At 35.3% G+C, this 13,939-nt stretch carries 16 protein-coding genes; 10 read left to right on the top strand and 6 right to left on the bottom strand.

The genetic code is table 11. The annotated features are described in order from the left end of the window. The 8 genes from flhA to MNO09_RS22540 all read left to right on the top strand — a co-directional run bounded on the left by flhA (window position 1) and on the right by MNO09_RS22540 (window position 7,944). Window positions 1-2,067 carry a flagellar biosynthesis protein FlhA gene (gene flhA / locus MNO09_RS22575; protein ID WP_088107002.1) on the top strand — a complete coding sequence of 689 codons (2,067 nt, stop codon included), beginning with the start codon at window positions 1-3 and terminating at the stop codon, window positions 2,065-2,067. Between the two features lie 14 nt (window positions 2,068-2,081). Further along, window positions 2,082-3,392, top strand: a complete 1,311-nt coding sequence (flhF, locus tag MNO09_RS22570) for a flagellar biosynthesis GTPase FlhF (protein WP_064476527.1) — start codon at window positions 2,082-2,084, stop codon at window positions 3,390-3,392. 42 nt (window positions 3,393-3,434) lie between these two features. Then, the gene (locus tag MNO09_RS22565) at window positions 3,435-4,208 is read left to right on the top strand and encodes a flagellar basal-body rod protein FlgG (protein ID WP_088107003.1); all 774 of its coding nucleotides are present in this window, start codon (window positions 3,435-3,437) and stop codon (window positions 4,206-4,208) included. Between the two features lie 170 nt (window positions 4,209-4,378). Beyond that, window positions 4,379-5,677, top strand: coding sequence for an NtaA/DmoA family FMN-dependent monooxygenase (locus MNO09_RS22560; RefSeq protein WP_088107004.1), 1,299 nt, complete (start codon window positions 4,379-4,381; stop codon window positions 5,675-5,677). Window positions 5,678-5,854: 177 nt separating this feature from the next. Next, complete coding sequence (locus tag MNO09_RS22555) at window positions 5,855-6,691, top strand: TrmB family transcriptional regulator (RefSeq protein WP_088107005.1); 837 nt, start codon at window positions 5,855-5,857, stop codon at window positions 6,689-6,691. Then, window positions 6,684-7,409 (top strand): AzlC family ABC transporter permease, encoded by a 726-nt coding sequence (locus tag MNO09_RS22550; RefSeq protein WP_075310279.1) that lies wholly within the window; start codon window positions 6,684-6,686, stop codon window positions 7,407-7,409. Before MNO09_RS22555 ends, MNO09_RS22550 begins: the two co-directional genes overlap by 8 nt. Further along, window positions 7,400-7,711 (top strand): AzlD domain-containing protein, encoded by a 312-nt coding sequence (locus MNO09_RS22545; protein WP_088107006.1) that lies wholly within the window; start codon window positions 7,400-7,402, stop codon window positions 7,709-7,711. The genes MNO09_RS22550 and MNO09_RS22545 overlap by 10 nt, the downstream gene beginning before the upstream one ends. A 62-nt stretch (window positions 7,712-7,773) precedes the next feature. After that, a complete protein-coding gene (locus MNO09_RS22540) occupies window positions 7,774-7,944 on the top strand; it encodes a DUF3951 domain-containing protein (protein ID WP_000602248.1) in 171 nt (56 codons plus the stop codon). Between the two features lie 24 nt (window positions 7,945-7,968). Here the strand turns inward: MNO09_RS22540 and MNO09_RS22535 are convergent, their stop codons facing one another. The 5 genes from MNO09_RS22535 to MNO09_RS22515 all read right to left on the bottom strand — a co-directional run bounded on the left by MNO09_RS22535 (window position 7,969) and on the right by MNO09_RS22515 (window position 10,917). Further along, window positions 7,969-8,328 (bottom strand): hypothetical protein, encoded by a 360-nt coding sequence (locus MNO09_RS22535; RefSeq protein WP_088107007.1) that lies wholly within the window; start codon window positions 8,326-8,328, stop codon window positions 7,969-7,971. Then, the gene (locus tag MNO09_RS22530; protein WP_088107008.1) at window positions 8,329-8,934 is read right to left on the bottom strand and encodes a dienelactone hydrolase family protein; all 606 of its coding nucleotides are present in this window, start codon (window positions 8,932-8,934) and stop codon (window positions 8,329-8,331) included. 2 nt (window positions 8,935-8,936) lie between these two features. Continuing rightward, on the bottom strand, window positions 8,937-9,272 hold the full coding sequence (locus MNO09_RS22525) for an antibiotic biosynthesis monooxygenase family protein (RefSeq protein WP_088107009.1): 336 nt from the start codon (window positions 9,270-9,272) through the stop codon (window positions 8,937-8,939). Window positions 9,273-9,456: 184 nt separating this feature from the next. Further along, the gene (locus tag MNO09_RS22520; RefSeq protein WP_016088502.1) at window positions 9,457-9,636 is read right to left on the bottom strand and encodes an H-type small acid-soluble spore protein; all 180 of its coding nucleotides are present in this window, start codon (window positions 9,634-9,636) and stop codon (window positions 9,457-9,459) included. 66 nt (window positions 9,637-9,702) lie between these two features. After that, window positions 9,703-10,917 carry a helix-turn-helix domain-containing protein gene (locus tag MNO09_RS22515; protein WP_088107010.1) on the bottom strand — a complete coding sequence of 405 codons (1,215 nt, stop codon included), beginning with the start codon at window positions 10,915-10,917 and terminating at the stop codon, window positions 9,703-9,705. Between the two features lie 118 nt (window positions 10,918-11,035). On the opposite strand from MNO09_RS22515, the gene MNO09_RS22510 reads away from it, so the two are divergent. Together MNO09_RS22510 and MNO09_RS22505 are read left to right on the top strand one after the other, a co-directional pair. Further along, window positions 11,036-12,304, top strand: coding sequence for an MFS transporter (locus tag MNO09_RS22510; protein WP_098653201.1), 1,269 nt, complete (start codon window positions 11,036-11,038; stop codon window positions 12,302-12,304). Window positions 12,305-12,430: 126 nt separating this feature from the next. Continuing rightward, a complete protein-coding gene (locus MNO09_RS22505) occupies window positions 12,431-12,955 on the top strand; it encodes a COG3014 family protein (protein WP_000736447.1) in 525 nt (174 codons plus the stop codon). Between the two features lie 40 nt (window positions 12,956-12,995). Here the strand turns inward: MNO09_RS22505 and MNO09_RS22500 are convergent, their stop codons facing one another. Continuing rightward, a complete protein-coding gene (locus MNO09_RS22500) occupies window positions 12,996-13,889 on the bottom strand; it encodes a LysR substrate-binding domain-containing protein (RefSeq protein ID WP_070168648.1) in 894 nt (297 codons plus the stop codon). Between the last annotated feature and the right edge of the window lie 50 nt (window positions 13,890-13,939).

Below are 13,939 nucleotides of genomic sequence, written 5' to 3'. Positions count from 1 at the left end.
GTGTTTAAGATAGATTCTGCAAGAACCTATTTTTCTATCTTTTTAGCAGCGTCATTCGTAGTGGCGCTCTTAATTCCACTTCCACCATTTATACTTGATATCGTTATCGTTTTTTTACTAAGTATGTCAGTGCTTATTTATATGCGAGCAACAAGTATTAACGAGTGGGATGAATTAAAGTCATTTCCAACGATGTTGTTATTAATCGGGATTTTCCGCGTATCGATTAACGTATCGACGACGCGAGCGATTTTGACAGACGGAAATGCGGGGCATGTTATTGAAGAGTTTGGCCAGTTCGTAATTGGCGGGAACTTATTAATTGGTATCGTTATTTTCATAGTATTAATCATATTCCAGTTTATCGTTGCAAACGGTGCGTCTCGTACAGCTGAAGTTGCAGCTCGTTTTACGCTTGATTCTTTACCTGGGAAACAAATGTCAATCGATGCGGATTTAAACCAGCGTATTATTACTGAAAAAGATGCACAGGCAAAACGAAAAAAGTTAAATATGGAAACAGAGTTTTACGGAGCGATGGATGGTGCCGGAAAGTTCATTAAAGGGGACGTTATTTTCGGGATTGTTATTTTATTCGTAAACATTATTTTCGGTTTAATTGTCGGCATGATGCAGCAGGGCATGAGCTTTGCTGAAGCAGCTATTCACTATACACAGTTAACTGTCGGTGACGGAATCGTAAACCAAATCGGTTCGTTAATGCTTGCGATTTCAACTGGTATTATCGTAACTCGTGTATTTGATGGTTCATCTGATACAGTAACAGAAGGTATCTTTAAAGAGCTATTAGCACATGAAGTCGTTGTATATGCGCTCGGTGGTTTATTTATAGCAATGGGTATTTTTACTCCGCTACCATTTCTACCATTCGCACTCGTTGGTGGAACAATTGTCTTCTTAGGAATTCGTAATAAAAACCGAATAAAGAAAGAAAAAGAGGACGAGCTTCAAAAAGAATTAGAAATGATTCAAGGCGAAGATGAGCAACTGCAACAAGTGGAAGATTCATTCGGAGTATTTACAGATAAATATCCAATTATAGTAGAACTCGGTTTAGATTTAGCAGCACTTGTAAAGCAGAAAATTAACGGGGAAACAGCTCGTGATAAAGTTGTTCTTATGAGGAAGTCGATTATTACCGACCTTGGTATTAACGTTCCTGGCATTAACTTTAAAGATAATACGAGTTTTAGACCACGCGGACGTTATATTATTCGTATTAAAGGTGCGAAGGCAGCTGAAGGTGTTTTGAAATCAGGTTACTTATTAGCATTGAAAACACCGAATGTAATGGCCGATTTAGATGCAGAACCAGCGAAAGATCCAATTTTCGGTGAAGATGGATATTGGATTTTAGAACATATGGTACAAGATGCACAAATGAAAGGCTATCAAGTATTAGAGCCACTTAGCATATTAATTACACATTTAGATGTTATCGTTAGACGTAATCTTCATGAGTTAATTCAGCGTCAACATGTAAAAGACTTAATTAACTCGCTTGAAAATGATAACGGCGTTTTACTAGAGGAGATTAAGAAGAAAGAAATCGACTTATCACTCGTTCAAAATGTTATTAAACAACTTCTAAAAGAAGGTATTTCTATTCGTGATTTACCAACCATTATTGAAGGTATTATTGACGGAAAAGAAATTTATCAAAACCATGTAGACGGTGTAACGTCATTCGTCCGTGAATGTATTTCAAAAGTTATTTGTGAAAATGCGAAAAATCCTGACGGTAAAATATACGCGGCGCTCTTCTCAGATTCAATAGAGTTAGATGCGGATGTTGTAAATAATTCATACCAAGGTTACTTATTAAACTGGGATTTAGATTTAGAAACACGTGTTGTTGAACAAGTACAGCGTGTCTTTAAACAAGCTCGTTTAATGGGAAGAGAACCAGTATTATTAACGCGTAGAAAAGATTTCAGATTTGCGATTGTAAGACTTCTTGAGCGTTATCAAGTAGAAGCGCAAGTACTTTGTATTAGCGAATTAGCACCGGAAATTGTTGTAGATCAAATTGCCTATATTGAATAGTAGGGGGTGAAGTAATGGAAAGTACAGAAAAGAAAGAAGCGTTAATGCGAATAAAAGCAGCTTCGAAAAATGAATTGTATCGAAAGTTATTTGACCAATATGGTACAGATTATTATTACGTTGTCGATGAAAGTGTAAAACGAAATATCCCGTTTTTTTGGAAAAAGAATTATGAAATGTTAGTTGCTTTTCCAGAGGATAAACAGGAAGAAGTGAATGAAGGCACAGCTCAATTTCATGAACAATTAATGGATGTTGTAAATGATCCTTCAGAACAAATTGTGAAGGCGAACGGAATTCAATCGGTACTGCACAATTTAGAAAACGTGACGACTCCTATGTCATACGCGGCGATGCAAACAGGAAATAGTGAAGAATGGGCAAAAAAGAAAGAGAAACTATTAAAGTTGTTTGAAAAAGGAATCGTCGTTGTAAAACAGACGGAAGAAACGAAAGTAACGAAAAAGCAAAAAGCTGTGAAAAAAGTCGTTCCCGTCAAGAAAGAAGAAGTGGTTGTAAAAAAAGAAAACCAAGAATCTGTACCGTTTATTATTCAAAAAGTAATTCGCATGCTAGAGCAAAATGATGTAGAACAATACTTCATTCATGCATATGCTGAGAAGTTAAAAGTGAAGTTTGAGAATGCAACGATGATTACAGAAGAAGAAGTGATCGGATATATATTGAAAGATATGAGATCCCATTTCAACACGGAAAACGTTTTTGAAAAAGAAGTGCAAACAATTGCATTAATCGGTCCAACTGGAGTTGGAAAAACGACGACACTTGCGAAAATGGCATGGCAGTTTCACGGTAAGAAAAAAACGGTCGGTTTTATTACGACAGATCATTCGCGCATTGGAACAGTACAGCAACTGCAAGATTACGTAAAGACAATTGGATTTGAAGTAATCGCTGTACGTGATGAAGCTGCAATGACAAGAGCGCTTACGTATTTTAAAGAGGAAGCGCGCGTCGATTATATTTTAATTGATACAGCCGGAAAAAATTATCGTGCGTCAGAAACAGTAGAAGAAATGATTGAAACGATGGGACAAGTAGAGCCAGATTATATTTGTTTAACGTTATCAGCTTCGATGAAAAGTAAAGATATGATTGAAATCATTACGAATTTTAAAGATATTCATATTGATGGTATCGTATTTACGAAATTTGATGAAACAGCAAGTAGTGGTGAATTGTTGAAAATTCCAGCAGTATCATCAGCTCCAATTGTATTAATGACAGACGGACAAGACGTGAAGCAACATATACATATCGCTACAGCTGAACATTTAGCGAAACAAATGTTGCAAACATCATAGAAGAGAGGTGAAGGATAAGGCAACTGCCTTATTCAAACGATTATGAACGGTCTTTATATAGGTTCTATGGGTATGATGAATTACATGCAGCGCATTAATGTTCATTCGAATAACGTTGCAAATGCTCAAACGACAGGATTTAAAGCAGAAAATATGACTTCTAAAGTATTTGATGTACAAGACACATATCGCCGCGGAGATGGAGCTGTGACAAATATCGGTTCGGTCGATTACGCTGTAGTACCAGCCGCAACGCATGTGAACTTAGTACAAGGAAATATACAAATGACAAATAGTGATACAGATTTCTTTTTAGATGATGGAACTGCTGGCACAGCTTCGTTTTTCGTTACATCTAAAAATAATGAAACGTTTTTAACGAGAGACGGTAGTTTTACATTGAATAGTGATCGTTATTTACAAACATCTTCAGGTGCTTTCGTAATGGGAGAGAATAATGAACGTATTCGTATTCCAGAAGGAGCAAAAGTAGCTGTACAAGCAGACGGTACGTTATATGATGCAGTAACACAAAATAATATTGCCCGCCTGCAAACAAAAACAGTAGGTGCAGAAGCGAATAATCGTCTCGTACAAAGAGAGAACAAAAGCTTTACACTAGCAGAAGAGAACATTGCTGATTTACCGAACGGAGCAGGAACAGTAAAAAATCATATGCTAGAAAATTCAAATGTAGATATGACGAAAGAGATGGCTGATCTTATGACAGATCAAAAAATGATTTCAGCGTCACAACGCGTTATGACTTCATTTGATAAAATTTATGAAAAAGAAGCAAATGAAATATTGAGATAAGAGACTTCCCTGAGTGGAAGTCTTTTTTTATTATTGCTTTTATTACAGTTACATCATAAAATGATAATGATTATCAATATCGTTTTATCTATTTTCATAAGAATGGAATCTCATAATGATAGCAACATTTGTTTAACGAAGTGAATTAAAAACAAGGGGATGGTGTGTATATGTCTACAAAAAATCAACTTTGCATTGGATTATGTTTAATTTCGAGAAAGAAAGAGGAAGAGTGTATATTTGATTCGGGAATTGATGAACAAGTAGAGTTAGCGAAACGAGCAGAAAAATCGAAGTTAGATTTTGTTTTTAAAGCAGATTATTTAGTGGCGCACCCAGATTTAATTGCTCGTAATAAGGGAAATGTCATTTTAGATCCGACGTTATTGTTTACTGCTATTGCTTATGCAACAGAAAAAATTGGAGTCGTTACGACTGCTTCAACGTCGTTTTATCCACCATATATATTAGCGAGGCAATTACAGTCTTTACACTGGATTAGCAACGGCCGAGTTGGTTGGAATATTGTTACATCCATTGACGGCGCTGAAAACTTTGGAGAGGAAGGAATGCCACCATCTGAGGAACGATACGCGAAAGCGGCAGAATGTACAGCGTTAGTAAGAAAACTTTGGGGAAGTCACCCTAATGAAGTTTTGAAAGTAGATAATCCTGATGTTATTAGAGAGATGGTAAAGCCCATTGAGCATAATGGCGAATATTTTGAGGTGAAAGGTCCACTTAATATTCCGCAGCACATTTCAGGAGAAATGCCATTATTCCAAGCTGGTGCTTCAGAGTCAGGCCGGAATTTCGCCGCTTCTGTTGCGGATGCAATTTTTGCTGCAACGCCAGATGTAGAGTCAGGAATGGAACTGCGTCAAGATTTAAGAAGAAGAGCGGAACAGCATGGCCGAAAGCAAGATGATATACGTGTATTACCTGGATTATATTTCTTTATCGGTGATACATATGAAGAAGCGTTAGACATGCATAGGCAAGCACATCAACATCTCACAAAAGAGAAGAGATACTCGTTACTCGAAATGGTTCTCGGGCTAGATGCGAGAGGGATTCCCCTAGATAGTAAGATTACGGAAGAGATGTTGCCAAGCCGTGATCAAACTGTTCGCAGTAAAACACACGCTGAATTATTACGGAGCTACATTATTAAAAATGAACCAACTGTTGAACAAATACTAGAACGACCAGAAGTTGTTGGCTCAGCTCATTGGGTTGCGGTTGGTACAGCGCAAGACGTTGCGAAACAAATTATGGATAGGTTTGAGGCCGGAGCGTTAGATGGATTTATCGCCATTCCAGGAGGACCTCCAAAGTCACTAGATCTATTCTTTAGTGAAGTTATTCCTCTATTCGTGAAAGCTGGTGTATTTAGGGAAGAGTATACAGGCTCTACTTTACGGGAGCATTTAGGGGGAAAGTCACCAAAAACTTTGCAGTTAAAATAACAGGAGTGTTATGTACAAAAAGCCTTTCATAAGAAGGCTTTTTATTTTTGGATTAAATTTCAGAATTATCAATTGACTTTACGGGTCTGTTTTTTTATATTAGTAGGTATACTAATAACTACTAATATAAATACATCGTTTTGAGATGAGAGTTATATAGAATGTGAGGGATTGCTGATGGATGAAATAATAAAGGAATTACAAAAGTTAGGTTTTTCCCAATATGAATGTAAAGCGTATATTGGACTATTAAAACATTCCCCAGTAACCGGGTATGAAGTGAGTAAGCAAACAGGGGTACCGCGTTCGATGATTTATGAAGTACTCGGTAAATTGATGGATAAAGGAGCGGTGCATATCGTTCCTACTGAACCAGTGAAATATGTACCAGTACCAGCTACGGAGTTAATGGATCGAATGCGAAAAGATTTTGAAAAGTCCTTTGAATTTTTAGACCGAAAATTAAATTGTTTAGAACAAGAGCGACAAATAGATGTAATTTCGCATATTCGCTCAAATAATCGTGTTGTAAAAGAAATATGCAATATAATTAATAGGGCGAAGGAAGAGCTATGGATTTCTGTTTGGGAAGATCAAGTGCATGAAATTGAGCCATATATTCGTCAAAAGGAAGAGGAAGGTGTACATATATTTTCAATCTTATTTGGCGCTCCAAATACAAAAATAGGCGCGACGTTTCACCATAATTATATGACGCCCCACGTTGTTGAAAAGAGAATGGGTGGTCATTTAACTGTTATTGCTCGTGATGGAGAGGAAGTATTAATTGCGAACTTCTCAAATGATAGCACTTCATGGGCCGTTACAACGTATGACCCAGCACTAGTTCTCGTTGCTACAGAGTATGTGCGGCACGATATTATGGTCGAAGAAATTACGAAGGAGTTTGGGGCTGATAAGTTAGATACGTTGTGGCGTGAAAATATAGATTTAGTTCATGTCGTAACAGGAAAACGAACGATGGAAAGAATGGAGGATGATACGGATGAGTAAAGCTCAGGCCCATGTAGCTTTGCAGAGCGATGATACATTTCAGCAAGGAGTAAAAGATTGTTTACCAACTGTATTTGGTTATTTGAGCATCGGTATAGCAGCTGGTGTAATTGCAAAAACAGCAGGTTTCTCCATCATTGAAATTGCATTTATGTCCACTTTAATTTATGCAGGTTCTGCCCAATTTATATTAGCTGGTATGTATGCAGCCGGTGCTCCTGCTTCAGCAATCATTTTCACCGTCTTTTTTGTTAATTTACGCCACCTTCTAATGAGTGCTGCCCTTGCACCATACTTTACGAAACTTCCGCTATTAAAAAACGTATTTATCGGTTCTCAAATTACAGATGAAACGTTCGGCGTGGCAGTACAGCATGCAGCGCAAAAAGGATATGTAGGCGACAGGTGGATGATGGGCTTAAATGTAACAGCATATTTAAATTGGATTCTTGCTACTATTATTGGCGGGCTGTTTGGTGAGTGGATACCAGATCCACATACGTACGGGATGGATTATGCATTACCAGCAATGTTTATCGGATTATTTGTCCTTCAGCTCATAAGTAGTAAACCGAAACTAGCAATTCATCTTACTGTTGCAATTGTAGCGATTATGATTGCATACGTTTCACACTTATTTATGCCAGATAGTATAGCGGTTATTATCGCAACATTACTAGCTGCGACGATTGGAGTTGTGATTGAAAAATGGAAATGAGATTAGACGTACTATTACTTTTACTAGTAGCTGGAGCTGTCACACTCGTGCCACGGATTTTACCTCTACTCGTATTTAGCAAACTACAAATTCCAGACTGGGGTTTAAAATGGTTAAATTACATACCAATTGCGATATTAGCAGCACTTTTAGCTCAAGTATTATTTATGCATGAGACGATGCAGTGGGATTACCTTATCGCAGCAATCCCAACATTTCTTGTAGCGATATATACTCGTAGTTTATTAGGAACAGTATTAACGGGAGTGATTGTGATTATTTTGTTACGTTTCTTTTTCTAAAAAGGATTACGCTCATATAATAGCGAAAGGTGTAATAACATGAAAGATATAGGGGTGGTGTTATGATACTTTTAACGATAGGAGCAATTTTGTTAACGTTGTTTATTTTATTTATTATCGGCTTCGTCACGTTTATGATGTTTGTTGATAAGGCGACACCTCAAATATATTATACACCTTGTGAATCAGTGACAGTGAAAGCTAAAGGTAAACATAGAAGGAAGAAAAGTTGATTGTCGGCTTTTCTTCCTTTTCTATTACATCCCCGAAAGCACTAATAACAATAACCCAAATAGAAAACTAATAAAAGAAAGAAAACCGATACATATTGAGAACACACGATTGTTTCTCCATTCGCGACAGAAAACGATACAACCTAAAATACAAAGAAAAAACCAAATGGGCAGGAATATGAATTCACTAACTTTCTCAGGAAGTAAACCATAAAAAGTTGTTACATATAAGATCCAATTTGTAAAAAATAAAATGCAGACGATAATAGATTGTAAGTGGGGGCGTTTGAAAAACTCCCCTTTTTTTACGGTTATAAAAATGATAGTTAGCGCTAATATAAATGCAATGAATATGAAAAAAAGTAAGAGTAATGTAAGTGTCATTTAGATCTCCGTTATAAGCTTGTTTTTTACAAGAAATGAATCTATTACATTGTATGCCTGCTTTGTAGAGTGCTCGTTATATTTTTCGGAGTACGGATTTAGAAATCCATGTTCACCGTGTAGTTGTTTTATTTCTAATAAAGGATTCTTTTGTCGCTGCAATGTTTGGATTAAAGAGGATACTGAAAAACTAGATTCTTTTTCAGGGAATATAAGTAATGTAGCGCATGTAGGTTTTATGTGAACATAGTCGCGTATACGAGAACCGTAACATCCGATAATAAAATCTATTTTCGGATTGTTACTACATAGCCATGAGATGGTAGCTCCAACGCTAAAGCCGATAAGTCCAATATGTGTATAATTACTTGAAAGAGTATTGATGAATTCTTCAATTTGGTATTTCCCATCATCAAATCCAACATGATTTACAAAATGTTCATATGCTTTTTCTTCATCACTATAATGAAATGCGTGTTGTGATTGTAGAAGATTAGGACAGAATACATCTATTTGAGATGAAGTGAAGTGGTGGGTAACGTGATGCATATGGTCGTTCACACCATATATTTCATGAACAGCAACGAGAGCTAATTTTTTCTTCATAGTTATAAAGTACCTCTATGAAACTTAAATTCTTTTTCAACAAGGCAGATACGCAGGTGGAAGTTTTCATACCATTGCTCAAGACCTCTTTTTTTCGCTTCTTTATGTAAGGCGTTCTGTTTCCAATTTTCAATTGCCGCAAGAGATTCCCAATAAGAAATTGTGATTCCAAGTCCTGAATGATCTCGCGCACTTTCTACACCTAGAAATCCAGGTTGCTGCTTTGCAAGTTCCTCCATTTTGTCGGCAACGTTACTATAATCTGTTGTATTATTTGATAAATTAGAAGTGAATATAACTGCATAATAAGACTTGTTTTTTTCTAAATTAGATGCCATTATTTTTCCCCCTTAATGTATAGTGTGAATGATTAATCCATAGTATGTATTTTAGCAGGTCACAAAAAGAAAAGAAGTAGAAAATTCTTATTTTTTTAGCTCCTGTAAAAGAGAAGATACAAGAAATTTATAATAAGCAATCTAAAGGAAGAAAAATGCCACTTCAAAATCGAAGTGGCATTTTTTATATTTCCTCTAAGCTATTAACTGGAACAGTTAATTCGCGTCCTGGATTTTTTACTTCATATATGCGGGCGGTTTCGTTGTTTTCATCGACGTGTTGAATTGTAACAGGCATGCCTTGAAAACTGACATTCGCTTGTTCTGATGACACAGAAAGCTCTTTTGCACGTTGAATATTCATTTATATTCCTCCCATCATTATTATCTTTGCTGAAAAAGAGGAATAATATACCATTTTGAGACATTTTTAAAGTTTTTGTATTATTTGTAATGTTTCTTTAATAAATGAAGAGAAGATAGAATCAGGATACGATTGTATTATTGCATTTGCTTTTGTTGCTTCTTCAAGAGCTCTTTTTTTATCATTCAGTTTGACGTAACAAAGTGCACGATATGCACCTGCTGTTGTAAGCCACGCTTGATCAAGTGGATGGTTCATATAATCCGGTATAATACCACGTTGCAATGCTTGTAAAGCTTCCTCGTAACGTTTTAATCCGTATAAAGCTTTTCCTGTTTCAAGATAATACAATCCATCGTCTTGAAAAATTGGTTCATCTTTTAGTTTTTCTCGAAATTGTTCTAGATGTTCTAATGCAATTGTATATTCATTAGTAATTGTGTTGTAGTAGTAAGCTTTTAAAATATCAATAATCGCAATGGATAGAGTATCTTCTGTAAAAATGGCAAATTGCTCGGATTTTTTTATGTAATATAAATATTGCTCTTTATCAGCTGTAATGACTTTTTGGTAAGATAAAATACGGTAAAATTCATCTGTTTTAAAATACACTTGATGCTTTTTTGAAAACGCGAGTGCTTCTAATATCGTTTTTTCACATTTTTCATAATCGCCACATGCTAGTAAGATGATGGCTTCATATAAACATAACTCGATATGTATAATGAGATCCATTTCTAAATGTTTCTCTTCATAATCATTTCTAATACTAGCTATAAGTTGTAAACATTCAGCATATTCTTTACGTGTGAATATCGCAAAAGATAATTTTAATTTTGTTTCCGTACTGTCACGGTATAACTTATATTTTTCAAAAATAGAAACAGCTTTTTCTACGTAAGATTCAATGTTGTAATCTTTCATAATCGCCGCAGCGGTTACAAATTGTTTATATAAACGAGCCGTATTTATAGTAGAAGGTAGCTCTTTTTGAACAATCGGTAGTAGAGTTTCATATACTTCATCACATTTATTTTCCTTTATGAGTTGCTCCATTTTTGTAATGAGTTCTACAATTTCATCATCGTCTTCCTCTAATAAAAAGCTCGTTTCACATTCAAGTTTTTCAGCAATATATTGTAATGTTTTCATGGAAGGTGTAGCTTTTCCATTTTCAATTTGACTAAGCATACTTTTTGTCAGTTCCGAACCTGCCAGCTCTGTTTGTGTAAGTTTTTTTTCTTTTCGTAATGCCTTAATTTTTTCGCCGAGAGTTGCCATATTATTGCTCCTTTATCATTAAAAAGTTAAATTGTATTTAACTTTTTGTTGTAAAAATTGGAAAGTTGATTATATAATAAGTTTAACACAATTTAACTTTTAAGGGGAGAGAGTCATTATGGGAGATATAAGTATAGGACAACATGATGCAAGAATGAAAGTTGCAACGAGAAATATTATTTTAATGATGATTGGAAAAATGACGTCCTTGTTAGGGGCGGGTATTTATACGTTTGCCATGGGATTATACGTATTAAAGACAACTGGTTCAGGGATGGGGTTTGCTATTACGCTTGTTTGTGGATCACTTCCAAGGATGATTTGTGGTCCGATTGCGGGTGCTGTAGCTGATCGTGTGAATCGAAAATGGCTTGTCATTGGCACTGATTTATTAAGTAGTTTAACGATGCTTATTATGTTTATTCTTGCTACTATATTTGGACCGTCACTTCTTTTTATCTATATTTCAGCGGCATTATTATCAATTTGTGCAAGTTTTTATTCTGTTGCATTAACTTCGTCTATTCCTAATTTAGTAGATGCGGGGCGTATTCAAAAAGCGAGTGCTTTAAATCAAACGGCAGCTTCTTTATCAAATATTTTAGGGCCGATTATTGGTGGAGTTGTATTTGGCTTCTTTTCCATTAAGTCGTTCTTTTTGTTAAATAGTATTACGTTCTTTTTAGCGGTTATTTTGCAATTATTTATTGTATTTGATTTATATAAAAAAGAAGTGGCTGAGAGTAAAGAGCGTTTCTTGACGAGTATAAAAGAAGGTTTTTTATATGTAAAACGCCAGCATGAAATATATGGTTTAATGAAAATAGCATTGTGGGTAAACTTTTTTGCGTGTGGGCTAACCGTTGCACTTCCATACATTATCGTCCATACATTGCATCTATCTTCAAAGCAACTCGGTACTGTAGAGGGAATGTTAGCAGTCGGGATGCTAATGGGTGCGATTGCTTTATCGGTGCGTAAAGAAGTGAATAATCCGTTTCGTTCTATTTATACTGGGCTGTTTTTGTTTGCGGGTTTAAGTTTATGTACAGTCTTCCCATTGGTAGTTACCATTTCAAAAGGGGCAAGTTTTATTTACTATATTGCTTTTATGATGTTAACGGGTATAGCAATTATGATTGTAAATATTCCGATGCAAGTACATATGCAAAAAACGACAGATCCGAGCTACTTAGGGCGTGTGTTTGGCCTACTTGAAACAATTGCTACTGCAATCGCACCACTCGGTATGATTGTATATGGATTATTATTAGATATGTTGCCAACTAGCATTGTTATGATGACGATAGGCGGAGGTTTATTGTTAGTTGTATTAGTTGGAGTAAAGCAACATATGGCGAAAAAACAAGTAGATGTATCAGCTTAAAAATAAGAAAATAATAAAAATTTGACTTATCATTATAAAAATGACCAAATTAGTATTTTAGTTTTTGAAACTCTTTTTCATGTATGTTACAGTATAGTGAGCAGGCAAAGAAAAGGAGAAAACATCATGAAAAAATTAAGTTTTGTTATGCTTTTTCTATTAGTCGTAATGGCTGGATGCAGTAATTATGACACGTATATTGAAACAGGTATGCAATCATTGAAAAATGAAAAATATAGTGATGCGATTATGTGGTTTGAAAAAGCGGAAAAAGAGAAAACAGGAAATGAAGCGAAAGCATATAAAGAAGTCGCTCAGTTATTGGATCGTGGTGCGACAGCATTAAAAGATGGTAAGTATTTAGAAACGAAAGATATTGCAAATGAAGTGCTACAAAAGAAAAAAGACGATGCACTTGAAAAAGCTGTAACATCAAATGCAGAGGATATGCTTCAAAAAGCAAAAGATGTGGAAAAGAAAGTAAATGAAAGAGTGGCAAAACGGAGAAAAGTAGAAGAAGAAGGAATCGATAAACTCATTAAAGCTGTCGACAGTATAGATGATGTAAAAGAAAAAGAGAAGAAAGTTTCAGAAGCATTAGATAAGGCTGAAGAGGCACAAGAAAAAATTGAAGCAAAGAAAAATAAATAGAGTAATAGTTTAAAAGGCTGTCGTGTATAACGACGGCCTTTTAATTTTTTGCTGCATAAGAAGTGATGCTATGTAGTAAAAAAGAAATAATTTTAGAATTCCACCTGTCCTCATGATGAATCGTATAAATGTTACGTTGAAATTCAAATCCAGGGATGGGCATGTAGCATAGTTCATTTCGGTGTACTTCTTGTTCAATAGCGAGTTTAGAAATAAAAGCAACTCCATTACCATATTTTAAAATTTGTTTCATCGTTTCTAATGAATCTAATTCAATTTCAGATTGGAACGTAATGTTATGTTCTAACATCCATTGCGTAAGTAAATCTCTCGTTGTAGATGGGTTACGATGCAATAGTATACGTTCTTTTTCAATATCTTGTAATGATACATTTTCTTTTTTTGAGAAATGATGTTCTTTGGAGAAAGCAAGAACAAGTGTATCAGGTATTATTTTTGTTTCTTTTAAAATTGATTCATCAAACGGTGCCGCAGAAATTACCCCGAGATCAATTTCATGATTTTGTAGCATTACTCGAATTTCAGGAGCTGTTTTTACCATAATTGTTATTTTTATATTTGGGAATTCGTATTGAAATTGGTGAATAATTTCTGGTAAAAGATAAGTCGCTGGTACATAACTAGCGCCAATTGTTATAGCACCTTTATGAAAATCTTTAAACTCTTGTGTGACCCGCCTAGCTTCTTTCATAAGTGCATCTATTTTACAAGCATAATGATGCAGTGCCTCACCAGCCTCTGTTAAGAAATATCTTCCAGAACGTAATTCAAATAAAGGCACACCGAGTTCCTCTTCTAAGCTTTTTATATGGAATGTAATAGTAGGTTGTTTAACACCAAGTTTTTCTGCAACAAGTGTAAGTTTTTTATATTTCTTAATAAGCACTACAATTTCTAATTTTAAGAGATTCATGGCAAGGTGCTCCTTTTTCTTCTAACTATAGAAAAAATCTATAGAAATAA

Origin of the sequence: Bacillus sp. N5-665 (assembly GCF_022637375.2) — a bacterium.
In the GTDB taxonomy this organism is placed as follows: domain Bacteria; phylum Bacillota; class Bacilli; order Bacillales; family Bacillaceae_G; genus Bacillus_A; species Bacillus_A wiedmannii.
The sequence above is the reverse complement of the archived record's forward strand: the minus strand, read 5'-3'. Positions and strand labels throughout refer to the sequence as shown.